The sequence below is a fragment of the Vibrio sp. 10N.222.49.A3 genome (assembly GCF_041475145.1).
GTDB classification, from domain to species: domain Bacteria; phylum Pseudomonadota; class Gammaproteobacteria; order Enterobacterales; family Vibrionaceae; genus Vibrio; species Vibrio tasmaniensis_A.
The window spans coordinates 1-25,674 of the sequence record NZ_JBFRVM010000255.1 but is presented as its reverse complement, the minus strand read 5'-3'; the positions used below and the strand labels follow the sequence as shown (position 1 = coordinate 25,674).

21 protein-coding genes and 1 riboswitch are annotated in these 25,674 nt (G+C 43.8%); of the genes, 11 read left to right on the top strand and 10 right to left on the bottom strand.

The window, feature by feature from the left end; all coding sequences use genetic code 11:
- Positions 1 to 176 precede the first annotated feature (176 nt).
- Positions 177 to 935: a sulfite exporter TauE/SafE family protein gene (locus AB4589_RS24645; RefSeq protein WP_372101890.1), complete on the top strand. Its 759-nt coding sequence runs from the start codon at positions 177 to 179 to the stop codon at positions 933 to 935.
- 278 nt (positions 936 to 1,213) lie between these two features.
- Entirely contained in the window at positions 1,214 to 1,405 is a 192-nt protein-coding gene (locus AB4589_RS24640) for a hypothetical protein (RefSeq protein ID WP_009846584.1), read from the top strand.
- A gap of 182 nt (positions 1,406 to 1,587) precedes the next feature.
- Here the strand turns inward: AB4589_RS24640 and AB4589_RS24635 are convergent, their stop codons facing one another.
- Positions 1,588 to 2,001 carry a VF530 family DNA-binding protein gene (locus AB4589_RS24635; RefSeq protein ID WP_012603790.1) on the bottom strand — a complete coding sequence of 138 codons (414 nt, stop codon included), beginning with the start codon at positions 1,999 to 2,001 and terminating at the stop codon, positions 1,588 to 1,590.
- A 423-nt stretch (positions 2,002 to 2,424) separates the two neighbouring features.
- Here AB4589_RS24635 and AB4589_RS24630 point away from each other — a divergent pair, with 423 nt between their 5' ends.
- Entirely contained in the window at positions 2,425 to 3,585 is a 1,161-nt protein-coding gene (locus AB4589_RS24630) for an HD-GYP domain-containing protein (protein WP_371709699.1), read from the top strand.
- Between the two features lie 143 nt (positions 3,586 to 3,728).
- On the opposite strand, the gene gnd is transcribed toward AB4589_RS24630, so the two are convergent.
- From gnd to AB4589_RS24605, 5 genes are all read right to left on the bottom strand, one after another.
- Positions 3,729 to 5,177 carry a decarboxylating NADP(+)-dependent phosphogluconate dehydrogenase gene (gene gnd / locus AB4589_RS24625; RefSeq protein WP_004733587.1) on the bottom strand — a complete coding sequence of 483 codons (1,449 nt, stop codon included), beginning with the start codon at positions 5,175 to 5,177 and terminating at the stop codon, positions 3,729 to 3,731.
- A gap of 28 nt (positions 5,178 to 5,205) precedes the next feature.
- The gene (gene pgl / locus AB4589_RS24620; protein ID WP_371709706.1) at positions 5,206 to 5,922 is read right to left on the bottom strand and encodes a 6-phosphogluconolactonase; all 717 of its coding nucleotides are present in this window, start codon (positions 5,920 to 5,922) and stop codon (positions 5,206 to 5,208) included.
- The gene (gene zwf, locus AB4589_RS24615) at positions 5,919 to 7,421 is read right to left on the bottom strand and encodes a glucose-6-phosphate dehydrogenase (RefSeq protein ID WP_372101893.1); all 1,503 of its coding nucleotides are present in this window, start codon (positions 7,419 to 7,421) and stop codon (positions 5,919 to 5,921) included. Before zwf ends, pgl begins: the two co-directional genes overlap by 4 nt.
- Before the next feature lie 437 nt (positions 7,422 to 7,858).
- A complete protein-coding gene (locus AB4589_RS24610; protein ID WP_269336130.1) occupies positions 7,859 to 8,554 on the bottom strand; it encodes a response regulator in 696 nt (231 codons plus the stop codon).
- 69 nt (positions 8,555 to 8,623) lie between these two features.
- Positions 8,624 to 10,234, bottom strand: coding sequence for an ATP-binding protein (locus AB4589_RS24605; RefSeq protein WP_372101892.1), 1,611 nt, complete (start codon positions 10,232 to 10,234; stop codon positions 8,624 to 8,626).
- A gap of 661 nt (positions 10,235 to 10,895) precedes the next feature.
- Here AB4589_RS24605 and AB4589_RS24600 point away from each other — a divergent pair.
- From AB4589_RS24600 to AB4589_RS24575, 6 genes are all read left to right on the top strand, one after another.
- Complete coding sequence (locus tag AB4589_RS24600) at positions 10,896 to 11,123, top strand: hypothetical protein (protein WP_004733582.1); 228 nt, start codon at positions 10,896 to 10,898, stop codon at positions 11,121 to 11,123.
- A gap of 215 nt (positions 11,124 to 11,338) precedes the next feature.
- Positions 11,339 to 12,796: a TolC family protein gene (locus AB4589_RS24595; RefSeq protein WP_054542149.1), complete on the top strand. Its 1,458-nt coding sequence runs from the start codon at positions 11,339 to 11,341 to the stop codon at positions 12,794 to 12,796.
- A gap of 3 nt (positions 12,797 to 12,799) precedes the next feature.
- Positions 12,800 to 13,774 (top strand): HlyD family secretion protein, encoded by a 975-nt coding sequence (locus AB4589_RS24590; RefSeq protein WP_372101889.1) that lies wholly within the window; start codon positions 12,800 to 12,802, stop codon positions 13,772 to 13,774.
- A gap of 7 nt (positions 13,775 to 13,781) precedes the next feature.
- Positions 13,782 to 15,158: an ABC transporter permease gene (locus AB4589_RS24585; RefSeq protein WP_372101888.1), complete on the top strand. Its 1,377-nt coding sequence runs from the start codon at positions 13,782 to 13,784 to the stop codon at positions 15,156 to 15,158.
- A complete protein-coding gene (locus tag AB4589_RS24580) occupies positions 15,155 to 16,309 on the top strand; it encodes an ABC transporter permease (protein WP_372101887.1) in 1,155 nt (384 codons plus the stop codon). Before AB4589_RS24585 ends, AB4589_RS24580 begins: the two co-directional genes overlap by 4 nt.
- 555 nt (positions 16,310 to 16,864) lie before the next feature.
- Positions 16,865 to 18,406, top strand: a complete 1,542-nt coding sequence (locus tag AB4589_RS24575) for an alanine/glycine:cation symporter family protein (RefSeq protein ID WP_372101886.1) — start codon at positions 16,865 to 16,867, stop codon at positions 18,404 to 18,406.
- A 100-nt stretch (positions 18,407 to 18,506) separates the two neighbouring features.
- Here the strand turns inward: AB4589_RS24575 and AB4589_RS24570 are convergent, their stop codons facing one another.
- Together AB4589_RS24570 and AB4589_RS24565 are read right to left on the bottom strand one after the other, a co-directional pair.
- Complete coding sequence (locus tag AB4589_RS24570; RefSeq protein ID WP_372101885.1) at positions 18,507 to 18,695, bottom strand: hypothetical protein; 189 nt, start codon at positions 18,693 to 18,695, stop codon at positions 18,507 to 18,509.
- 336 nt (positions 18,696 to 19,031) lie between these two features.
- A complete protein-coding gene (locus AB4589_RS24565) occupies positions 19,032 to 19,766 on the bottom strand; it encodes a chromosome partitioning protein ParA (protein ID WP_372101884.1) in 735 nt (244 codons plus the stop codon).
- 615 nt (positions 19,767 to 20,381) lie between these two features.
- Positions 20,382 to 20,516: riboswitch (glycine riboswitch) on the top strand.
- Positions 20,517 to 20,644: 128 nt separating this feature from the next.
- Here AB4589_RS24565 and AB4589_RS24560 point away from each other — a divergent pair.
- Complete coding sequence (locus tag AB4589_RS24560; RefSeq protein WP_372101883.1) at positions 20,645 to 22,015, top strand: alanine/glycine:cation symporter family protein; 1,371 nt, start codon at positions 20,645 to 20,647, stop codon at positions 22,013 to 22,015.
- Between the two features lie 377 nt (positions 22,016 to 22,392).
- On the opposite strand, the gene AB4589_RS24555 is transcribed toward AB4589_RS24560, so the two are convergent.
- Positions 22,393 to 23,028 (bottom strand): LysE family translocator, encoded by a 636-nt coding sequence (locus tag AB4589_RS24555; RefSeq protein WP_135381992.1) that lies wholly within the window; start codon positions 23,026 to 23,028, stop codon positions 22,393 to 22,395.
- Positions 23,029 to 23,326: 298 nt separating this feature from the next.
- On the opposite strand from AB4589_RS24555, the gene AB4589_RS24550 reads away from it, so the two are divergent.
- Positions 23,327 to 24,799 carry a carboxypeptidase M32 gene (locus AB4589_RS24550; RefSeq protein WP_372101882.1) on the top strand — a complete coding sequence of 491 codons (1,473 nt, stop codon included), beginning with the start codon at positions 23,327 to 23,329 and terminating at the stop codon, positions 24,797 to 24,799.
- Between the two features lie 254 nt (positions 24,800 to 25,053).
- Here AB4589_RS24550 and AB4589_RS24545 read toward each other — a convergent pair whose 3' ends face one another.
- Positions 25,054 to 25,650: a class I SAM-dependent methyltransferase gene (locus tag AB4589_RS24545; protein WP_372101891.1), complete on the bottom strand. Its 597-nt coding sequence runs from the start codon at positions 25,648 to 25,650 to the stop codon at positions 25,054 to 25,056.
- Positions 25,651 to 25,674 lie beyond the last annotated feature (24 nt).

Sequence of the window (25,674 nt, the reverse complement as noted above, 5' to 3'; positions counted from 1 at the left end):
TTTAACTGATCGGCATTAAGCCTCAGGCTCCTTTTTTCGTATCAGTCATTTCAAAAAACCACAGCTCTAAGATGGTAGCAAACTCACAATCCGACTCCTGAAAAACACATATCCCTGATATTAATAACAAAATCAAGTAAGGTGATTCATCATTTAACGCATTGGATTCTAAAACTATGGATTGGTTGATTCTATTCTTGTCAGGTGTGATTGGTGGCGTGTTGAATTCCATCGCAGGAGGAGGCAGCTTCATCACCTTCCCCGCTTTGTTATTCGCAGGCGTCCCTCCGATTGCGGCCAACGCGACCAATACCTTTGCTTCATGCGCTGGTTACATCAGTGGTGCTTACGCACTGCGCCATGAAATCCAATCTGGCACCAAACAACTCAAACTCGTTGTCGGGCTATGTATAATTGGCGGCGGCATTGGTGCATTTTTACTACTACACACGCCAGAAGCGCTATTTACCCAATCCGTCCCTTGGTTATTACTGTTCGCCGCTCTACTTTTTACCTTTGGTGGCACACTCAATAAATGGCTAAAGAAAGTAACCGCTAAACATAAGCACGCCACCAGCGCAGGCACGTTCTTTTCAGCCTTATTACTTTTGATCGTGTGTGTTTATGGTGGTTATTTTAATGCAGGCTTAGGCATTGTGACATTGAGCTACTTGGCACTGGCAGGGTATACCAATATCAACGTGATGAATGGCATCAAATTGTTGGTATCGGCATGCGCATCACTCGCGGCAATCGTGTTCTTTGTTGTGAATGGTTCGATTGATTGGCCGTCAGGCATGGCCGTTTTGTTTGGGACATTGGTCGGTGGTTACTATTCAGCAAAAGTCTCTCGTCGTATCCCACAACAATATGTTCGCACCACAGTGATCATTGCGAGCTTTTTGATCACCGCTTACTTCTTCTATGCTAACTAGGTTCTATACCAACTAGCTTTTACTCGAACTACTTCGTGCTGCAATCACGGTTTTCGTTAGCAAAACACAACGTAAATCGTTAAGCATTGAAGAGGTGTCAAAGAAACCTTAAATCTATCATGGGTTATTTTATGAACCATAAAATAACCAAGCCAAAATGTGTGAGACGAGCCCTTTAATTAGCAAATTTGATAACAATTTAGACTGTTTTTTAGCCTTTATTTTGCCAAAGGTGGGATAATTCTCCTGTCGAAAGTGAGACTTCATTAGGAGGCGTTATGAACATTAAACTAGGTCATGTCATGTCATCAAGTCGACTCATTTGCTTTGTCGCTTTTCTTGCTGCCACATTCGCGTGGATTCTAAAAATGCCCGCTCTGTTTTCTGTGTCAGCGCTATTCTTATTGATCAGCGCTATTGTCTATGGCGTTGACCTTTGGAAGAATCAAAGAAAGAACCGCGAAGCTTAAGGCGAACGACTAAAGCGACACGCATTAAAAAAGGAGCACTTAGGCTCCTTTTGTATTTTATGCTTATCGCTTTAGCTGATTAGGCTATTTCGACGGCTTATCTAGCGACGCCTTTTTATTAGCGAAAGCCTTACTTAACGATACCTTTCGATTAACGACGCTTTGCTAACGACGCATTTCTATTAACGGCGAAAGTTACGACCGTTGCCGCCACGACGCTCTTTAAATGCAGACGCCGCTTTAGCTTGTGATGCTAGAATCGATTCAACCGTTAATTCCATTGGCTCACGAGGCTCTAACCCGTGACGGAATGTACGTGAACGCGGAGGCATCTGGTATTCGATATCAGAAGCTTTAGGCATGCGCTTGAAACGGTAAAGGTAGAAATTCTCTACTTTCTCACGAGCCCACTCTGTTTTCTTCAAGTATTTAACGGCACTTGCTACTGTCGGCTTAGTGTTAAAGCAGTTCATGCGCATTGCTGCATCCAAAATTTCCCAACCGTAATGATCCACTAATTCGTTGATCATAGTTTCAAGCTTTAAGCCATGCAGTGGGTTGTTTTGTTGCAGTTCGATTCTTTCTTCTTCAGTCATAACATTACCTTTTCCAAGGCAACTAAAGGCCTTGAATTTACTCTAGAACACCGTCATCACTGACCGCTTCTAGCTCAATCATTTGGGCATATCATCCATTGCCCTTATCTATGCCTTTATGATGGCATAAAGCATGCTCGTTATCCTATTTATCTTTCAATTTAATTTTAATATGGTCACTTACCATCCTGATGTTGCGTGTAATACAGCCGCCCCTACTAAAAAGGGTCTGTCTTAAAGATCCACCAAACTAGCTCAAGTTAACAAAAACCATGATAGAAGAATGAAATATCCCTACTTTACCAATGGAATTTAAACTTATTAGAACGCAGTGTTGCTAATTAACAGCGAGGTGCTATGTTAGAAGTGGTATAGAAACCTACTAATAATGATATTAAACAATGATATAACTATAAATAAAGGTTGGCTTTGACCATGTTTGACTACTCCCAAATCAGCAGAGTAGCCGCCCAAGATAAAGACATTATCGCCATCGTTGATGATCTCTTTCGGCTAGCTCGCGAACATTACCCCATTCTGTCTAGGCTTTCGGTCGTGCTATGCAATGAAAATAGAGCATCGAACTATTTTGTTTCGGATACTCTGTGCCAAGAAGCCGAGCATCGCTACATCGAACAAGAACTTAAGCCAGAATCAGCGTTATCTAGAATGGCTGAGTCTTTAGATACTCGAATCATCCACGACCTCACCACCATTAGCCCAACCAAACAAATATCTCACCTGCTCGATATCGGTCATCAAAGCAGTTATACAACACCAATTCATCATCAAGAAAGTAATCTTGGATTTGTGTTTATCAATGCTTCATCAACAGGATTTTTTGCTAACCAAACTATTCAGTGTGATATCGCCTATCTCACTCAAGTCATCTCTAGCCTTTTCGTTCAGTGGTTTGAGCGCCAGCGTCACTTTCAATCTTCTTTAGCGATCGCTTTAAACATGGGTCATGCTCGAGATCCAGAAACCAAAGAACACCTAATTCGCATGGGTAAATACAGTGAACAAATTGCTCGCACGCTGTCGCACACCAAAAGGGAAATTACCCACCAATTCATTCATCGAATTCGGTTGTATGCGCCCTTCCACGACATAGGTAAATATCGAATTCCAGATAAGGTGTTATTCAGTAGCGCGCGTTTCAATGACGAAGAAAGAAACATCATGAACAATCACACCTTGTATGGCGAAGAGATGATTGATGACGTGGTTGCCCTATCCCACCACAGCTCGATGTGCAGTGAAGAGATTCAATTCATTAAGAATATTGTGCGCCACCATCATGAACGGTTTGATGGCTCTGGGTTGCCTGATGCTTTGAGTAACACAGCGATACCACTAGAGGCTCGAATAGTGACATTAGCCGATGTATTCGATGCGCTGATGAGCAAAAGAGCTTATAAGCACGCGTGGTCACTCGATGAAGTGATGGAATACATAGAAGCTCACTCGGGTTCGATGTTCGACCCTGAGTGTGTTGTGGCTCTTAAACAAAACCTAGACGGCTTTATGGCCATTCGGGAGCAATACAATGACGATGTTCAACCGCACGTCATGACGGCTTGAGCTGTGACACCTTGAACTGTAACGCCTTGGTTGTGTAGACCAAAGAAAACGCGAACCAACAAAAAAGGATGCCAATTGGCATCCTTTTTTTTCTAGTTTCAGCTGAAAGAACGAACGTGTTCTTTACTGATTCTAACTAACGATTATACGTCGTAAGTTGTAGAAGCAGTGTCGCCGCCTGTACCAGTCCAGTTTGTGTGGAAGAATTCACCACGTGGACGGTCAGTACGCTCATAAGTGTGAGCACCGAAGTAGTCACGTTGAGCTTGTAGAAGGTTCGCTGGAAGACGAGCGGTAGTGTAGCCGTCTAGGAACGTTAGTGCAGAAGTCATACATGGCATTGGGATACCAGATTCCATAGACTTAGCTGCAACTTTACGCCAAGCGCCCATGCAGTTGTCTAGGATGCCTTTGAAGTATGCATCTGAACCTAGGAATGCGATTTCTGGGTTCGCTTCGTAAGCATCACGAATGTTGCCTAGGAATGCAGAACGGATGATACAACCGCCACGCCACATAAGTGCAACGTTACCGTAGTTTAGATCCCAGCCGTTTTCGTTCGACGCTTCACGCATTAGCATGAAACCTTGAGCGTAAGAGATGATCTTAGAAGCAAGTAGAGCCTGACGGATTGCATCAACCCACTCTTGCTTGTCGCCTTCAACTGGAGCAACAGTCTTGCCGAACAGTTTCTCAGCTTCAACACGTTGATCTTTAAGCGCAGACAGGCAACGAGAGAATACAGACTCAGTGATTAGAGTCAGTGGGATACCCATGTCTAGTGCGTTGATACCTGTCCATTTGCCTGTACCTTTTTGGCCAGCAGTGTCTAGGATCTTCTCAACTAGCGCTTCACCGTCTTCATCTTTGTAGCCAAGGATGTCAGCCGTGATTTCTACTAGGTAGCTGTCTAGCTCAGTTTTGTTCCAGTCAGCAAATACAGCCTGCATTTCGTCGTGGTTCATACCTAGGCCATCTTTCATGAACTGGTATGCTTCAGTGATAAGCTGCATGTCACCGTATTCGATGCCATTGTGAACCATCTTAACGAAGTGACCCGCACCGTCGTTACCAACCCAATCACAACAAGGCTCACCTGCATCAGTTTTCGCAGAGATACCTTGGAAGATAGGCTTAACCGCTTCCCAAGCTTCAGGAGAACCACCTGGCATGATAGAAGGACCGAAACGAGCGCCTTCTTCACCACCAGAAACACCCGTACCGATGAAGTGGATGCCTTTCTCGCGAAGAGCAGCAACACGACGGTTAGTATCTGGGAAGTTGGTGTTACCACCATCAATGATGATGTCGCCTTTATCTAGAAGTGGTACAAGCTTGTCGATGAACGTATCTACAACGTCACCAGCACGAACCATAAGCATCACTTTACGTGGTGCTTCTAGCTTCTCAACTAGCTCTTCTAGAGAGTAAGCACCAACAATGTTAGTACCTTTAGCTGGACCTTCTAGGAACTCGTCTACTTTCGCAGCAGTACGGTTGTGAGCCACAACTTTGAAGCCGTGATCGTTCATGTTTAGGATAAGGTTCTGACCCATTACTGCTAGGCCAATTACACCGATATCACCTTTCATTATTTTATCTCCTTGCGGCTATTCGCACTTATGCGATAGCACTTGCTGCATTTGAATCTAGGAACCACTCTGTCTCACCAGTTTTAGACTGGATTTTCGCTGCCGGGTAAGGCAGTTCTGAAGCAGGAGTTGTATGAATTTCTTTAACGATCTCAACTTTACCTGCACCCAGTACTAGGTAGCTGATTCGTTTTGCTGCTTCTAAAACTTTCGCTGTTTTAGAAACACGGATCTGGCCCGACTCTGGGTGAGAAGCTAATACAGATAGGTTCTCATCTTGGTAGTCAGTTACACCCGGGAATAGTGAAGCTGTGTGGCCGTCTGCGCCAACACCTAGCAGAATCCAATCGAATACAGGCGTGCCGTTTTCTGTTGGAATCACGTCTGCCATTTCTTTCGCGAAACGCTCTGCTTCCGCTTTTGGCTCATCTTCACCACGGATACGGTGGATGTTTTCAGCAGGAAGGTTTACTTGTGTAAACAGCAATGCGTTTGCTTCGCCGTAGTTGCTTTCCACATCGTCTGGTGCCACGCAACGTTCGTCGCCCCACCAGAAATGAAGGTTATTCCATTGAATGCCTTCTGCGTATGGCGCTTGAGCTAAAAGCTTGAAAAGCATTTTTGGCGTGCTGCCACCCGACAATGAAATGTGAACAGGCTTGCCCTGCTCGCTGTAAGCTTTCATTTCGTTTGCTAGGTTTTCAACGACTAATTCAGGCGTTGCAAAGATCTTGTGATTGATCATAGTTCGCAGTAATCCGTATCTGTTAAGTTTTTGCATGGGAAACGCCATGCGCGGCCATCACGCTGCAGAAGCTCATCGGCTTCTTGTGGGCCCCAAGTACCACAAGCATAGCCAAACAGTGCTTGAGGGTCTTGCTTGAAATCTAAGATCGGTTGAACGTACTTCCAACATGCTTCTACTGCATCGGTACGTGCAAACAGAGTCGCATCACCGTTCAGTGCATCAAGAAGAAGACGCTCATAAGCCGTTAGCATCTGAGTCTCAGGCAAGTCAGAGTAAGAGAAGTTCATTTTCACTTCTTTTGCTTTGAAACCTGCACCTGGCTCTTTCAAACCAAAGCTCATCTGAATACCTTCATCCGGTTGGATACGGATAATCAGTTTGTTCTCTGGTGCATCTTGACCAAACACTGGGTGTGGTGTGTTCTTAAAGTGAATCACAATTTCAGTCACACGTGTTGGTAAGCGTTTACCCGTACGTACGTAGAAAGGAACACCATTCCAGCGCCAGTTATTGATGTGTGCTTTAAGACCAATGTACGTTTCAGTACGAGAGTCGTCTGCGACACCATGCTCTTCACGGTAACCTAGTAAGTGCTGACCACGAACATCTGATGCTGTGTACTGACCTAACACTAAGTCTTTACGCAAATCATCTTCTTCTAATGGTTTCAGACACTGAAGTACTTTAACCACTTCATCACGAATAGAATCTGCATTGATTTGAGCAGGTGGCTCCATACCAACCATTGCTAGAACTTGTAGCAGGTGGTTTTGGAACATATCACGAACTGCGCCAGAACCGTCGTAATATCCGCCACGCTCTTCAACGCCAAGGAACTCAGCACCTGTGATTTCAACGTATTCAATGAAGTTACGGTTCCACAGTGGTTCAAACATCGCGTTTGAGAAACGAAGCACTAGAAGGTTTTGTACCGTTTCTTTACCAAGATAATGGTCGATACGGTAGATCTGGTGTTCTTGGAAGTGATGATGGATCTCTTCATCCAGCGCTTGAGCTGATGCAAGATCGTAACCAAATGGCTTCTCAATAATCAGACGACGCCAGCCGTTCTTCTCATCGTTTAGGCCATGTGCAGCAAGGTTTGCTGGAATCACACCGTAAAGGCTTGGCGGGGTTGCCAAGTAGAACAATGTGTTATGGTTTTCGAATTGGTAGTCTTGCTTAAGCTTATCCAGACGTTGTGCTAGACGAGCGTAATCGTCTACATCTGAAGTGTTGATCGCTTGATAATGCAGATGTTCAATAAATGCATTCAGCGTCTCTGGCTCAGTTTTTTCCATTTCCTGAAGAGACTTCTTCAGCTTCTCACGGTAAGACTCGTCGCTGTACTCAGTACGGCTCACTCCAAGAATCGCAAAGGATTCTGGAAGTTGATTGCTAGCATACAGGTGGTACAAAGCAGGAATTAACTTGCGGTAAGTTAGATCTCCCGACGCACCAAAAATAACGATGCTGCTGTTTTCAGGTATTACCATCATCTTTCCTATAAAAACAAGGTTTTTAGTATTCGCCAAAGGTATCAGCGACATACGAAAATAGATAATAGGTCTTGGCTATTACATCAATAGCGAGTGCCTATTACACTTGAGAATGCGTTTGGTAAACGAGGGTGAAAGCTATCACCTCTATTCGGGACAGTATTGTCTATGAGTATTTGATTTACATCAACCACTGTGAAAGCAATCGATTAAATATTGACTGATTTCGAACAAATTATAATCGATAAGTCAGCTGTTCTATCTGGAAGAAGAAGCAAATCGGCATTCTCAAACATTGTAGTCAAGAAAGAACGGTATCTGGTCGGTGGAGTGAGCAATAAGAAAGGGAGAAAAAACCAAAACCAGCTTACTCAACTGGCTTTATATTTATTTGATAGCATCGCGTTTATCTTTGTGACTTGTTGTCGCTAAATCTATCTTCTAGCTTTGTTGTAGCAGCGTTCTGGGCGACCTACTGACCCGTAATTTAAGTCAGCCACTAACTCGCCAGTCGTGATAAGGAATTCCAAATAGCGTCGAGCGGTGGTTCGACTAGCTCCAATACGTTCACCTGCCTCATCAGCTGTAATATCAGCAATGTCGGCTTGTTGGAAAATAGCTCTAATTTTATCAAGCGTTACACCATCGATCCCTTTAGGTAACGTAGAAACCTTTCGAGAGTCTGCCTTGGCATTGGCTTGCAGCATCTTGTCGACCAAGCCTTGGTTCAAATCAGACACACTTTCAAATTCTTGTTGTTGCGATTGGTACTTTTTCAGTGCCGCTTCCAAACGAGGAAACATCACAGGTTTCAGTAAGTAGTCGACGACTCCACCACGCATCGCCTGTTGCAGTGTGTCGACATCTCGAGCGGCGGTAATCAAAATCACATCACAGCCCTGATTACTGCCACGAACGTGGTTCAAAATATCAAGTCCGCATCCGTCCGGTAGATACACATCCAATAAAACCAAATTAGGCTTTAAGATGTCCAATTGCATTAATGCTTCAGACTGTGTGGTCGCAATCCCGACCACATCAAAGCCTCCCATCTGTTCTAAATAACGATGGTGAAGCTCTGCAATCGCAATATCATCTTCAATGACCATGACTCTCGTGATTGCGTTCATTTATGTTCTTCCTTTAACCATGCTTTTTCCGTCACTACGATCTTTACTCGATCGCTCCGTGCTCAATTATTATTGTTGTTCTTCTTTCGGTAAATACACCGTCATGCGTGACCCAAAATCAGGGTTATCAACCATTTCTAATTGCCCTTGATAACGATCTGCAAGTTGCTTAATGAGATACAAACCAACACCTCGATTCTGCTTCGCTTTGCTCGATACGCCTTTTTCGGTAAGCGCATTGGTTGCCAAGTGTTTTGGCAGACCACAGCCCTTGTCTTCTACTTCTACGATAATTTCATTGCCAAAATCGCTGATCGACACATCGATTACGCGACGAGCTGGTGCTATTGGCCCTTCTTGTTTAATTGCCATCATGGTGGCATCAAACGCGTTATCAATCAGGTTGCCAAGAATCGTCACGACATCCTCTGCGTTTAACCAAGCGGGTAATGCCTCAAGCCTTGATCCCTCTTCAACTTTAAGCTCCAAACCAATCTCTCGAGCTCGCTCTGTTTTGCCTAAAAGCATGCCTGCAATCAATGGATCTTTCACCGTCTCTCTTAAGAACTCAATTAAGCTCTGGTAATGAGCGGTTTCTTGACCAATCAATTGTTGAACAGAGTCCAGCTCGCCCATTTGAATCAAGCCACTAATGGTGTTTAGCTTATTTTGATGCTCATGGGTTTGCGAACGCAGTAGATCAGCATACTCTTTGGTTTGTGAGAGCTGGTCTGTTAAATCGTTGATTTCATCTCGCAATCGGAAGCTGGATACCGCCCCAACCACCTCACCAGCCACTATAATTGGGCTGCGATTAGCAATGATTCGCTTATTGTTCAGGTACAGCTCAACATCATGATCAGTGTCACCCGTTGATAACAGCTGCTCTAAATCACTGCCTGGCAATACATCAGAAAGGCGCTGTTGATTAAGTGCTTTATCTCGGTCTATCGATAAAATATCGCAGGCACTCTTATTAATTGAACGCAAAATACCGCTCTTATCGATACTTAAAATGCCCTCTTTCACAGTACTCATGGTCACATCAAGTTCTACGTATAAACGGCCAATCTCTTCAGGCTCAAAACCCAAAATAGCGCGTTGAAAACGACGAGATACATAGCTTGAAATCACAGCATTAACCGCAACCACCAGCAAGGCCATCACAATCAAAAAGGCTAAGTAAGGTTCAATTCGATCTTGTAAAGAATCTAAGAGGTAGCCAACCGACACCACGCCAATGACAGTGCCTTGTGGGTCTTTAACCGCGGATTTCCCACGGACAGAGAAGCCAAGTGAACCTTTAGCCGTCGACACATAAGACTCGCCCAATACCAACGCTTTTTGGTTATCGCCACCACGCATTGGTTTACCGAGCCTGTCATCATAAGGGTGAATAAGGCGGATACCTTTGTCATCTCCCACAACGATAAACGCCGCGCCAATGAGCTGGGTAAGGTTTCGAAATTTAACTTGAGTTTCTTCAGGCAGAACGTAGGGAACGCCATTAGGATCCAACGTTCCATTTTCTTGAATAATGCTGGTGACAAGTGGCGATTCAGATAGAAATTCAGCAACACCTAACGCTTTCAAACCCATCTCTTGCTCTTGAGATTGTTTGATGTAGTAAAAACCAGCACCTGAGAGTATCAAAAGCTCAACAAGGCCAGTGACCGTCATGATAATCAGTAACCTTTTACGGAAACTGATACTGCTCCATTTCATATTCCACCGTCCCTAGTGTTAGACGAATGATGTTAACACCAAGTTAATCGCATGACCTTTCTAGGTACGTGAATTTGTGACTGCTACTCAACTAAATAATTGAGCAGGTTGTTAATTGATAACCCTTTACGTTATTCACTTCGATTAATCGTTCACTTTTAGAACGAATTAGCTTGAAAAGCAAAATAAACGAATAAATATTGAGCTAGATCACTAAGCTTTTAGGTGTTTTTTAGGTTGTTTAAAATAAATACAATTATAATAGTTGCATATGAAAAAGTTCGTTGTTGCCAAGCCATAAGTCATGATTTTCAGACTGCGCTTTAAATCGAAATTTAGATTAACAAAAAGGCAACAACCCTTCGCTCACTGGACGTATCTATAACTAAAAGTTGCACGCTCGTCGTTACGATTGTTGAACAAACAGGTTACCTACCTAACCTCATTCATACATCTCTATTTACGCGACAGGCCAGTAGACAACTCAGAGGTGACTGATAAATCAGCGCCCAATAATAAAACATTGATGAGCAGGAAGTATCGATCAGTGGCAACGTCCGATAGAAACAGGATAAAAAACATAACGTATAAACATTGTTGAAAAGGAAACCAGGCAATGAAACGCGATAATTTTGGAATTTGTCTTACTAAGACCATGCTGTTCAAACACTTGCAATCGACTTTTACTCACGTAAGAGCCTATGAGAAAGACGGTACCTCCCCTCTCGATCTCAAGGTATTGTTAGCGTTCCCGCAAATGTCGGGCAGAGATTTATTACAAACAATGCAAGGTTCAAGACAATTGGTGTGGCGCGCCGATCACCATTGTCCTGGCTTTAAATAAGCCGCTTCATTTTGTAAAAACGCTTCTATACTGAACTTAAAAAGCACGCTTATGCGTGCTTTTTAAGTTTCATTTATCTCTGATATCTTCATCACTCAATCCTATTTACACTTGGTTAACGAGTTATGAGACTTTCTCTAAGTGTGAGAGAATCTAATCAAGACAAATGACTATTGCCCTGTTAACATTAGAGTTAATACTCTAATTGGTATTTAATGCAGATGACCAAACCAAAATTTCGATACCTTGCGATCGCCAGTATGCTTCTCGGCACCATGACTTCGCCAGGCTATGCTGCCCCGCTCACTTTTTCTGAAGCGTGGCAAATATTACAAGAAAACAACAACTCACTTGCGGCTCAACAAGCAAACGTTGAACGTTATCAACACCTTCAGAACTCAACGAGTAGCCTCAACTTGCCTTCTATCACCTTAGGGGCTAACTACACGCACCTTGATAGTGACGTGACGATTAATGGTGAACAGTTTGCCGATAGCTTGAGTGGCGTACCGGCTGGTTTGTCTGGTATTGGAGCCATTGCCCCTGGACTGGTTTCATCTCTTGGAGGCATCACCTCAACCATCACCGAACAAGACATCTTTAGCTCTTCTATTCGCGCGGTTTGGCCTATCTTTACTGGTGGTCGAATTACCGCTGCGCAAAATGCAGCTGAAGGTAAAAGCGAAGAAGCGCAAAGCCAGCTGTTGATGGAAAGACAAGCTCGCTACGAAGACTTAAGTAAATATTACTTCTCGGTGATCTTAGCGGAAGACGTCGTGAAAACGCGTCAAGCCGTTGAAGCTGGCTTAACTCAGCATCGTGATTTCGCCATCAAGCTTGAACAACAAGGGCAAATCGCACGAGTAGAACGCTTGCAAGCGGATGCTTCACTAGACAAAGCAGTTGTCGAGCGAACTAAAGCTCAAAACGATCTTAAGATTGCTCAATTAGCGCTGACTCAAATCCTTGGCCAGAGCCAAAGTGTAGAACCTTCAGAGCAACTGTTTATCAATAAGAACCTGCCTCATATGGATGTGTTCATTGACCAAACACTCATGACCTATCCCGGCCTTAAGATTCTTGATGCAAAAGAGAAACAAGCAAGCAGCTTAATTAAAGCTGAGAAAGGTAAATACTATCCAGAGGTATACCTTTACGGTGATTACAGCCTGTATGAAGATGACTCTCTCGCCAGCGAAATGAAACCCGATTGGTTAGTTGGCATTGGTGTGAATGTGCCGCTGCTTGATACTTCTGGCCGTTCAGACAAAGTAGCCGCCGCTCACAGTGCTGTCTCACAGGTTCAATTCCTGAAGTCGCAAGCTAAGCAAGACTTAACCGTGTTGGTACAGAAGACTTACCTTGAAGCAAACCAAGCAATTGAAGAGGTTCAAGGCCTGAACTCAAGCTTGGCTTTGGCTCAAGAAAACCTATTACTCCGTAAAAAAGCCTTCACTCAAGGGTTATCTAATTCGTTAGAAGTGGTTGATGCAGAGCTCTACCTTGCGAGCATCAAAACCCAGCAATCTGCTGCGCGATTCAAATACCTAATCTCTCTGAACAAGCTATTAGCGCTAACCAGCGAAATGAATGCTTACTCGAGTTACTTAACCTCTTCTGTTCCGTCTGACTTCGACTCAAAAACAGACACCGATAGCCAGTCAAAAGGATAATTCATGAAACCTATTAAGCCCCTTTTTCTATCTTTAGTTGGTATCGGCGTTATTGGCTGGGTCGGATACAGTTTTTACCAAGCTTATCAACCTCAGCCTGTTAAGCTTCAAGGTCAAATCGATGCGCAGCAATACAGCATCTCATCGAAAGTACCTGGCAGAATTGATGAAATATTCGTGCGTAAAGGTGATTCGGTTGAAAAAGGCGAATTGATCTTTTCTCTTCTTAGCCCTGAGATTGACGCGAAGCTAGAACAAGCAAAAGCAGGTCAAAAAGCGGCTGGCGCATTAGCAAAACAAGCAGAGAATGGTGCCCGTACTCAGCAAATCCAAGCCGCTAAAGACCAATGGTTGAAAGCAAAAGCGGCAGCCGATCTCATGGACAAAACTTATCAACGTGTCAATAACCTTTACAACGATGGTGTGGTTGCCGAGCAAAAACGCGATGAAGCCAAAACACAGTGGCAAGCAGCGAAGTACACGGAAAGCGCTGCGTTCCAAATGTATCAATTAGCACGAGAAGGCGCTCGTGACGAAACCAAAGTGGCAGCCGCTCAAAAAGCATTAATGGCGGCAGGTGCGGTGGCGGAAGTTGAAGCTTACGCAAAAGACACGCAGATCCACAGTTGGTTTAATGGCGAAGTGTCTCAGGTGCTATTAAGCAGCGGTGAGCTCGCACCACAAGGTTTCCCTGTTGTGACTGTTATCGACACCAAGGATGCATGGGCAGTACTTAATGTGCGTGAAGATATGTTGAAGCATTTCGAGAAAGGCAGCCAGTTTGAGGCGTATCTACCGGCTCTGGATAAATCATTAACTTTCCAAGTGACTCACATCGCCGTAATGGGTGATTTCGCGACTTGGCGTTCAACAGACGCAGCACAAGGCTTCGACTTACGTACTTTTGAAGTAGAAGCGCACCCTGTCGATACGAGCGAAACACTGCGTATGGGCATGAGCCTTGTGGTTGAGCTTTAGGTGACGTATGTCTGCTAACTTTCGATCGATAGGCTCGCGATCTACAGCCTCGCAATCTACAGGCTCACAATCTAGAAGATCGCAATCAACTGAGCATCATAGAGCGAAGAATACCTTGCTTAGGCAGTGGGCGATTGTCCGCAAAGACAAATGGTTGTTGTCTTGCCTAACTTGGATACCTTTGCTTCTTGCTGCCAGTATTTGGCTGATTTTTTCGCAAGGGATCGCTCGTGACTTACCGGTTGCGGTTGTTGACTTGGAACACAGTCAAATTTCGCAGCAGTTCACACGCCTTGTTGATGCATCACCAGCGCTGCAAGTCACTCAGAAATACAGCTCTGCGAGTGAAGCGGCGAAAGCGATGATTGAACGTGATATCTACGGTTATGTTGTGATACCAAGGCATTTTGACCGAGACCTTCTGCTCGGATTGAATCCGCAAGTGTCTGTGTTCTACAACAACCAATTTATCTTGATAGGTAAGCTAGTGAATTCGGCGTTGTTGCAGGCTCAGGGGACTTTTAACGCGCAACTTGAGGTCGTTAAGCAGTTATCACACGGTGATACCACGGTGCAATCCGCATTAGGCCAAGCAGTAACAGTGCAAAGCCAGATCACGCCATTGTTCAACAAGAACACCAGTTATGCTCAGTTCTTGGTGTCTGCGGTTATTCCAGCGCTATGGCAGATCATGATTGTGGTGGGCACGATATTGGTTTTGACGGCGAACGTTAGAGCACGTGGTCTTCATGCTTGGTTATCCAACGCCCCGATGAAGTCACTAACATCAACATTAACGCCCTACCTTGTCTTGTTCTTGATGTTTGGTATCGCGTTTAGCTTTTGGTTCTATGTCCTCTTAGACTGGCCGTTTAACGGCAGTTTTGTGGCACTGACCGTCGCCCAACTGCTTACCGTCATCAGTTGTATCATCATGGGGTGTTTGTTTTTCTTCTTAACGCTTGATCCAGCAAGGGCGATGAGTTTCGCTGGCGCCTTTACAGCACCAAGCTTTGCGTTCATGGGCATTACCTTTCCAGTAACCGACATGAACACTGCAGCGCAAATCTGGAGAAGCTTATTGCCCGTGAGTCACTACATCGAAGTACAAACAGCACAATCAAGTTATGGCGCGAGCGCGGCACAATCGCTTATCAGCCTCTCCTCGATGTTGTGGTATGCAGTTCCTGCTTTCGTGGTGATGTTGTTGATTAAGAAACACTTGGCGCAATCTGCTCTGTCTGCACAAACGGATCTAACAGCCCAAGCAGCTCTATCTGCAAAAGCGACGCCGTCAACACAAGCAACACAAGCAACACAAGCAACACAAGCAACACAGCAAGAGAAACCAGAAGCATTAGCACCACAAGGAGTAAAACGATGAGCTTTATTCAACTGCTCAAGCAAGAACTCTTTGCGGTATTGCGTAACCCTGTTGTACTTCTTACGGTATTTGGTGGTGTAGTCTTCTATTCATTCTTGTATCCATTGCCTTACGCGCACCAAGTTCCTCAACAGCTTAAAGCTTCGGTAGTAAACTTGGACAAGAGTCAAAGCAGCTACCAATTAGAACGAATGGTGGATGCCACTTCTCAAATCGAGTTGGTACGTCGAGACTCCAGCATCGCTGATGCAAAACAAGCCGTACTTAACCAAGAGATCGGTGGGTTCCTCGTCATTCCAGAAGACTTTTATAAAGACTTGCTGCTCGGTAAGAGCCCGACGCTTTCTTACGCTGGCGATGCTTCTTACTTCTTAGTGTACGGAACCATAGTTGAAGGGCTTGCCAAGGCAGGTGGCACGTTAGCTGCACAAGTTAAGGTCAGTCACTTGTTAGTCGAAGGAGTGCCTTTAGAATCCGCAGCCAAAGGCTACAGCGCGTTTAGCTTGAACCTAAAACCAACGTTCAATAGCCGCATGGGATACATCGATTACGTAGTTCCAGCTGTCTTTGTGTTGATCCTACAACAAACCTTAGCCATGGCTTCTGGTTTAGTTGGCGCGACCCAAAACGCTCAATCTACGTTTGGCTATTGGAGTAAGGCCTCTCCGGCGAAACTGATGCTTGCTCGCTGCTGTACCTTAGTTGGTATTTATTACTTGTTGTCGATGTACTATTTCGGCGCGAGCTTTTCGATGTATGGAATAAATTTGCTCGCCTCAACGACACAAATTTTGACCTTACTGCTGCCCTTCTTATTGGCCAGTTGTTTGATCGGGATTTTTATTGGTGAGCTAGTGCCAAGAAGAGAGTTAGTCACGGTTGTGGTGTTAATCAGTTCAATGCCGCTGATTTTCTCTTCAGGTTTTATCTGGCCTGTTGAAATGATGCCTGAATGGTTAGCACTGCTGTCACAGTTATTCCCAAGCACACCAGCTATCCAAGGTTTCTTAGCGCTTAATCAGATGGGTGCATCTTGGCAAGAAGTGGCATCTCAATGGACATTACTATGGGGACAAGTCGCTTTATGGGGTTCGTTATTAGCACTTAAGCTTTACCACAAGTCGAGTAAACGTATCACTGGCTCGGTTTAACTCTAGTCTCTAAACGCTAAACCTCATGTTCATCGTAAATCATTAAAAATGGCTCTGATAAAGGGCCTTTTTAATGCCCTCTGGCCTAACTTCATCTTCAGCCATCAATTGTTTAAACACTTCACAAGCACATATCGAATAATCAAACTCGCCGACTTCCCTGTGATCCCCCACTATACTTCACCTTAGCCCGTCGCTATAACAGCTACTGCATATGCCTTTTGCAACCTAAAAAGTATCGACTTATTCCAAAACAATGACAAAACCCGAACAATTGTAAATTTATTGTAAAAATTTCTTTGAGGGTATTATTTTTATGTATAGGATTATCAGTAGGGCTTGGTAGGCCGAATACCATAGTCTTATTGGTTCACATACCAAAAGGATATCCATACAAAGCAAGATCAGTACTTATATTTATTTCGTTTTTCGACCTAGCTACAGCCGTTTATGTTGCCGTCTAATGAAGTAGATAAATCACTGAAATGTAAAAAATCAAATAAAAAACAAACACAACAGCAGCAAACATAATTTAATAAAAAGACAGGGAAAACCATGAAAAACTTACGTGAATTATTTTTTGGGTTTATATTATTGTTTAGTTCCAGTGCATTTGCAGAAGAAGGATCATTTAGTCAAAGTATCAGTAACTTGAGCCAAAGTGTTGATGGTTTTTTCAATGACTACACAGGTTGGTTCGTTGGATTAATATTTAAAAGTGTCCCACTTGGTGAAGCAAACTTCCCAATCATTGTTGGCTGGCTATTGCTCGCCGCGATTATCTTTACTGTTTATTTTGGCTTTGTTCAATTTAAACGTGTTGGCATGGCCATAGACATCATTAAAGGAAAGTATACCGACCCTAACTCCAAAGAGGATGGCGAGGTTTCTCACTTTCAAGCGTTAACAACCGCGCTTTCTGGTACTGTCGGACTTGGTAATATTGCCGGGGTTGGTGCTGCACTTGCGATTGGTGGCCCTGGTGCGACATTCTGGATGATCTTGTGTGGTCTTCTGGGTATGGCGTCTAAATTTTGTGAGTGTACTTTAGGTGTAAAATACCGAACTATCTTACCTTCAGGTGTCGTTTCGGGTGGTCCAATGTACTACCTAAGCCAAGGTCTGAGCGAAAGAGGACTCGGTGGACTAGGTAAAGCCCTTGCAATTGGTTTTGCGTTAATGTGTATTTTGGGTGCGTTGGGCGGCGGTAACATGTTCCAAGCTAACCAAGCACATGCCATGTTAACTTACGCATTCGATGTACCAAGTGAATACGGTGTCATCACAGGGCTTGTACTCGCTACCTTAGTGTTTTCCGTTATCGTTGGCGGTATGCCTTCTATTGCGTCCGTAACAGAAAAAGTTGTTCCTTGGATGGCTGCTCTGTACATCGGTATGGCTCTGATTGTTATCGGTTCTAATCTTGATCAAGTTGGCCCTGCGTTCAGTGCAATCTTTACAGGTGCATTTACCGGTGAAGGCGTGGTTGGTGGATTTATTGGTGCCCTAATCCAAGGTCTAAAACGTGCAACATTCTCAAATGAAGCAGGTGTAGGTTCAGCAGCAATTGCTCACTCAGCAGTTAAAACAAAAGAACCAATCACTGAAGGTCTTGTATCACTACTAGAACCATTCGTTGATACGGTAATCATTTGTACAATGACGGCATTGGTAATCACTATCGCTGGCTTAAACGTAGGTCCATATGATGGAACAGGTTTAACGGGTGTAACGCTTACTGCTGCATCATTTACTGAAACGGCAGAAGTATTTAAATACACACTTGCTCTCGCGGTAATCATGTTTGCGTTCTCGACGATGATTTCTTGGTCGTACTACGGTCTTAAGGCTTGGACTTACCTATTTGGTGAAGGCAAAACAACGGAACTGATTTTTAAAGTGATGTTCTGTGTGTTTGTTGTTATTGGTGCGACGATTCAGTTTGGCGCGGTAATCGACTTCTCTGATGCGGCTATCTTTGCGATGTCTATCTTCAACATTCTTGGCCTGTACTTCCTAATGCCTGTTGTGAAGAAAGAACTGCAATCATTTGTTGCTCGTGTGAAATCAGGTGAAATCAAAACTTACGAAAAATAGTGACTCGTCAATAATTTATTGTCGAATAACACTGTTCTAAAAATTTTTGTAAGACCCTTTGCTTGAGAAAGCGAGAACAGTATTGCAACGTACAAAATCCCTACAGGCTGTGCTTGTAGGGATTTTTTAGGTCTGAATTTTCTTGTTTAAGCCGCCGTTCAGGATCTTGGCTTACTTGTTTACGATCCAAGACTTCTTCTACTTCAATCATTTCTCGTTGCGCCAATGCCGAATTACAATCATCAAAGCAATAAGCTACGGTACAAGTCTCGCACAAATATTCAGGCATCGCTCCATCCTTTGTCCTTTGTCCTTTGTCCTTTGTCCTTTGTCCTTTGAGATAGTCTAATCACCGAGTGGCAACAAACCACATATTCATCCTAGAACATAACAATTATGCTAATTTTCTGGCGTGTAAATATGCGTGCAAAGTCACCAACTACCCAACAAAGCACATATCAAGATCAATTTTACGTATCTAATCACTAATTTCAGAAATAACAATGTAAAGCGCATCTTAGCCATTTAGGGGGTGAGAACGCAAAACGCCCACATCACGTGTGCGATGTGGGCGTTCAAATTCTTACTGCAAGTAGTCGTGATATGGCTATATTAAGCGCTCAGCTTATAGACCCATCTCTTCAGTGAGAGTCTTGATCTGCTTGATATCCATGGTGTGAACTTCAATCATTTGTCTGATGTCACTTAAGCGGGAATTGGCATTATCCTGTTTCTCACAGGCGTCAGATTTTGTATCCCATGACGTACCATCTAAGAAAACATCACACGCTTTCTTCAAAGAACCAAGATTCTGTTCGATGTCATCTCTTTCTTTCTCGAGTTTTTCAAGCTCTTGAGATATCTGTAATTCTTTGCGGAAAAGCTCACGCGAACGTTCAAAAAGGGTCGACTGCATATCAGCTTGACGGCTCAACTTTTGATTATTTTGTTGAGTTTGTTCTAACGTTTGCTTCTGTTCGTTTAACTGCTGCTCTAACGAGTAGTTTGCTTTCTCTAAAACTGCAGATTGTTTCGCTAAATCTCGGAGTTCTTTTTGATGCTCTTCTGCCTGTTTCAGTAGAGCAGCTTCTACTTTCGCATCAATTTCGGTATCAACTTTTGCCACTTTCTCTTCAACTGATGTCACCAACTGAGTTTTACTGTCACGCAGTTCTTGATAACGAGTTTCTAGTACCTGATAAGTGGATTCCCACTTCGAAGCCGTGACTGTAGATCCGATTAAGCCCCCTAACGCCAAACCGATAACCGCAGCAATGCCGATATAGAGCTGACTACGTTTATCGCGTTCCTCAATAACAACCACTTCATCTTGTTCGCCTTGTCCAGATTGCTGGTTCACTAGCGGGTACTCCCAAAAATTTGTTTAACGTTACACGGTCACTGATACTGATACTGATACTGATACTGATACTTTAAGCTCAGTTAAACCTATTGCCCAAGCCAGAAGCACTTGAGCTTTGCTAACACGTTTATCCTATCTGCTCACAGACAGACTTAACGAGTTAACTCCGAAATCATCAGGCTGGCAGTATACAAAAGGAAGCTGCTAACGATAACTATCACTACCCATTTTTGCAGTTTTTCGTTTGTCCGGTAACGAAACAGCACAAATGCCAAAGCCAATAAAAAAACAATCGCTATTAATCGAGTCATAACTCCTCCTTGTTTCTCTATTTTATACCATTTAAATAAGCAAGTTACGTCAGAGACTCGTTGTTTGATCATTTAGTTGAACAACATTTGAGCAAACAGATATTTTGTAGCTGACATCACATTTTATATGATCTAGGATACGCCTACAGATTACCTAATTATTTAGGTAATTGTTCCGATGAAGACTGCAGGAGAGTGGTTTTTAACTAAATATTAACATTTAGTTAGATAAACCCGCCGAAGAAGTAAATCTTTCAGGCGCTTTGTGCTGGAGAAATCCAGAAAAGTGAGGACTGTCGTTGGAGGAACCTCTGGAGAGAACCGTACTACTTTTTTTGTAGCAAGCGGTCGCCGAAGGAGCAAGCTTAGTGCCCGTTACTTATCTATAAGTGATTCGCTAAGTGAAACTCTCAGGCAAAAGGACAGAGGAGTGGAAAGCAACAGCCTTAATTAACAAAAGAATTCTATCTAGAAATCCGTCTGTATTAAGTAGTGCTATCGATCCCTGTGATCTGCACTGCCTTCCCTCTTCTCCTTAAATTTTATATTTATTAAGGGGAATCTATGAACCACCTACAAGCTACACTACAAACCATCAACCAATTCGTTTGGGGACCACCACTGCTTATTCTGCTAGTGGGTACAGGTATCTATTTTACTTTTCGCTTAGGCTTACTCCAGTTTAGACACCTCCCAACCGCGCTAAAAATGGTGTTCAGCAAAGACAAATCCGGTACGGGTGACGTATCAAGCTTCGCCGCTTTGTGTACAGCGCTTTCCGCAACGATTGGTACAGGCAATATTGTAGGCGTAGCGACCGCAATCAAGATTGGTGGCCCTGGCGCCCTATTCTGGATGTGGCTTGCCGCTGTATTTGGTATGGCGACCAAATACGCCGAATGTCTACTTGCCGTTAAATACCGCAGAACCGATAGCAATGGCGAAATGGTTGGCGGCCCAATGTACTACCTGCAATACGGTGTCGGCTCACGAATCTTGGCGGTCATGTTCGCTGTCTTCGCGCTCGGCGTTGCTTGCTTCGGTATCGGTACCTTCCCACAAGTCAACGCTATCTTAGACGCAACTCAAATCTCATTTGGCGCTTCTCGTGAGATGTCTGCTGTGGTTCTTACGATATTAGTGGCGGTGGTAACCCTTGGTGGTATCCAATCTATCGCTAAAGTAGCAGGTAAAGTCGTTCCTACGATGGCGGTGATGTACGTTGTCGCGTGTTTAAGCGTTCTTATTTCAAATGCAGACCAACTACTCAATGCCATTACCCTTGTTGTGACTTCTGCGTTTACCAACACGGCAGCAACCGGTGGTTTCTTTGGCGCGAGCATCATGCTTGCTATCCAATCAGGTATCGCTCGTGGCGTGTTCTCGAACGAGTCTGGCCTAGGTAGCGCACCAATGGCAGCAGCCGCGGCTAAAACAGACTCATGTGTGAAACAAGGGCTTGTCTCTATGACAGGCACCTTCTTCGATACCATCATCATCTGTACGATGACAGGTCTGGCACTTATCTTAACAGGCGCTTGGCAGACGGACCTTTCTGGCGCTGCGATGACCACTCACGCGTTCGCTGTTGGTTTGAATGCAGACACCCTTGGCCCTATGTTGGTTTCTGTTGGCTTAATCTTCTTTGCGTTTACAACAATTTTAGGTTGGAACTACTACGGTGAGCGCTGTGTTGTGTTCTTGCTAGGTACCAAAGCAGTATTGCCTTACAAGATTATCTTCATCGCCTTGGTTACTTCTGGTGCATTCTTAAAGCTCGACATGATCTGGATAATGGCGGATATCGTGAACGGCCTAATGGCAATTCCGAACCTAATTGGGCTTATCTTACTGCGCCATGTTGTTATCGAAGAAACCAAGCTATTCTTCAAACCGTCAACTTCCTCAAAGGATTGCGAAGCAGTTAAAGCATAATAAGAATTAAGCGATCAAAAACGCCCGCAATGATGTGCGGGCGCTTTATTATAAAACTAATGGCTATGTGCCAGTGATTTAGATTCCAATACATTATACCAATCGTAGTAAATAACTGGTCACCCTAGCTTGCTAAAACGCTCGATAACTGCGTTAGTATTTTTGATTGTAGAATAACTACTTATCGAAGCTACTTGTCAAAAAGAGCTGCCTCGTTCTCAAGCTTTTTTTCTACGCTATTTTTGAACACTTACTTACTGTGATTGGTATTAGAATTGAGCGATCAAAAACGCCCGCAATGATGTGCGGGCGTTTTATTATAAAACTAATGGCTATGTGCCAGTGATTTAGATTCCAATAAACTAAGTCACTATGACTTAGCTAGGTTCTTCCATTAAAAGCTTCACACCCAGCCCCACCAGCACCATGCCAGTCACGCCTTCCATCCACTTCATAAAACTCGCATTCTTAAGCAAGTTTTTAGCCGAGTTAAGTGCCCCTGCCAAACCGCATTGCCACACCATCGCAATCATAAAGTGCACCGAAGCCATCAACATAGATTGCAATAATGGTGATCCTTCAGGGTTTACGAATTGAGGTAAAAAGGCCAAATAGAAAACTGCCGTTTTTGGGTTAAGAACGTTAGACAGAAAGCCTTCGCGTAGAGAACGCTTAGCACTGTAAGCCTGCTGTGCTTGTTCGCCCACATTCAAAACGCCACCGTTTTTCATCAACGCTCGTAAACTGCTTAAGCCAAGCCAGATTAGGTAAACCGCACCCACCATCTTAACGGCTTGAAAGAGTTCAGCTGACTGGGCGAGGATTGCAGAAATACCCACAGCAGAGAAAAACGCGTGTACATACAAGCCGCTACAAATACCAAAGCTGGTCATCACGCCGTCAGATAAGCCAGAACGGCTCGTATTGCGAATCACCAAAGCCGTATCTAAACCCGGCGTTAGCGTTAAAATAGTAATGGCAATTAAAAATGCCTCAAAGTTCAAAATATCCATATCATTGTCATTGTTGTTCAGCGATCTATCATCAATACCGTGTATCTGAACAATTCGCAAGCAACAATTGCCACCCGCTATACAACTCACTGATTTTGTGCACAATGGAACAGTTTAATTTGTTAAGAAATAGTAAATTCAAGGCATCGTACCGCCTCATGCTTTTCTCGCTATATCTTCGACTCCGAAGGTCAGCGTCTTTTAAAAGTAGATCCATAATCAAAGTACATGAGAGATGAACCTTAACGCTGACGCAGTCCTAAGGATCATTTACAGAAACCAAATTAAGAGTAGTCAAATGAGCGCATTCAAAAAACTAGTCGAACACTCTCAAAAATGTTCACGCTTTCAACACCTAGCCTCTATTTGTGGTTGGGACCAAGCTTCAATGATGCCTGCCGGTGGTAACCAAGCTCGTAGTGAAGCAATGGCCGAGCTTTCGGTTCATATTCACGGATTAATGACGCAACCACAGCTTGGTGACTGGATTGAAGACGCTGAAAACGAAGCGCTGAACAACGAACAACAATCGTCTCTGCGTGAAATTAAACGCCAATGGCAACAAGCTAACCTACTTCCAGAAAAATTGGTGGAAGCGAAATCTCTAGCGGGTTCAAAATGTGAGCATGCGTGGCGTAGCCAACGTGGAGAAAACGACTGGGTTGGTTTTGAAAAGAACTGGCGTGAAGTGGTTGAGCTGTCTCGTGAAGAAGCACAGATCCGCGCCGATGCGGCGAACCTAACACCTTATGATGCCATGCTTGATATCTATGAACCAGGCACCAGCTCTGCTTCACTTGATGTCTTGTTTGCCGACGTTAAGACATGGCTGCCAAACCTGATTGATGAAGTAATCGAAAAACAATCGAGCGAGCAATTTAATGCGCCATCTGGCATCTATTCGACCGAGAAACAGAAAGCACTTGGTTTAGAAGTCATGAAGCTGCTTCAGTTCGATTTTGAACACGGCCGATTGGATGAAAGTGTTCACCCATTCTGTGGCGGCGTGCCTTCAGACGTGCGTATCACAACCCGCTACGACGAAGCTGAATTCGTTCAAAGCTTAATGGGTATAGTGCATGAAACAGGGCACGCGCGTTACGAACAAGGCTTACCAAAACACCTAGCAGGCCAACCGGCGGGCGAAGCGCGCTCTATGGGTATCCACGAATCTCAATCTTTGTTCTTCGAGATGCAAGTCGGCCGCAGTGACCCGTTCATCGGACACTTAGCCAACCTAGCAGGACAGCAATTCTCAGGCTCAGAATTTGAGAAAGAGAACTTCCAGAAGATCTACACTCGCGTGAAGAAAGACTTCATCCGTGTCGACGCTGATGAACTCACCTACCCTGCACACGTTATCTTGCGCTACGAGATTGAGCGTGACTTGATCAACGGCAAGATCAAACACACCGATGTTCCAGAGTTATGGAATACCAAGATGCAGTCATACCTTGGCTTAAGCACTCAAGGCAATTTCACTAATGGTTGTATGCAAGATATCCATTGGACCGACGGCGCATTCGGTTACTTCCCATCGTACACATTAGGTGCGATGTACGCGGCTCAGTTCATGGCTTCAATGAAGAAAACGGTGGATGTGAACTCTGTGATTGAAAGTGGCGACCTATCCCCTATCTTCACTTGGTTAGAATCGAATATTTGGAGCAAGGGCAGCCTGCTGAGCACCGACGATTTGGTGAAAGGCGCAACGGGTGAAACCTTGAATGCGCAATACTTCAAAGATCATTTAAGAAGCCGTTACCTTTAATGGAATAAATCGATAGAGGCTGATCAGTTTATTGATTCAGCCTTTTTAATCACATTTTCAAAACGTACTTAGGTTGATTTGAAGGCTTTATCCCTTCATCGAACTTAACAATCACGGAATATCCTGGTACCTGCTAGCACGGAATTGGACAATTCCGAGTTGCGTCTTTTGCTAATATAGCAAAGCATGAATTATTGAAAGTATGGAAAAATTCGCTTACGTGAGTGTCCAGTATCACTGGAGCAGATCATTTGTTATATTTTTTTACCTGAGAACAATGCAACACACCCTATAACTTCCACTTTTACATCAGTAAAGTGTTCATTTAACGATGTCACCAATGAGTCTAAATCATCGTTGTTATTACTAAATATGCCTTTCTTATTGTAAACACCCATCAATTTTTTAGCGAAAAAATTCAGTTTCGTACCCTTACCTAAAATTGTACTACCAAACAAAACCCCACCTTCGTTCATATGGCTTTTTAAATGCTTAAACATAATGCCTTTACCAATTAGATTTCCAGGCAAACAATGAAGTAAATAATTAACACTAATTGAGTCAAATTTTTCGATACTTAATTCAAGAGGCTCAAGTACATCCCCACAGTAAACTTCAGGTTGAAAATGACTAATTGCTTTTGAGGTTGTATCAAGACTATTTTCATTCAAATCTAGCAAAGCGATACGTTTTGTTGTTTGTGGTAGGTAATTCTTAAGGTAATAACCTGAGCCAACGCCAACATCTAAATAATTAGATGAAACTAACATTGAAAATTGCTCACTAATAAGTCTAGTTGGGCATTTCCAAAAATAGTTATTTGATACACCTAAAACCCAGAAATCGTATATTGATAGTACCCCCCTCTGGCAGGA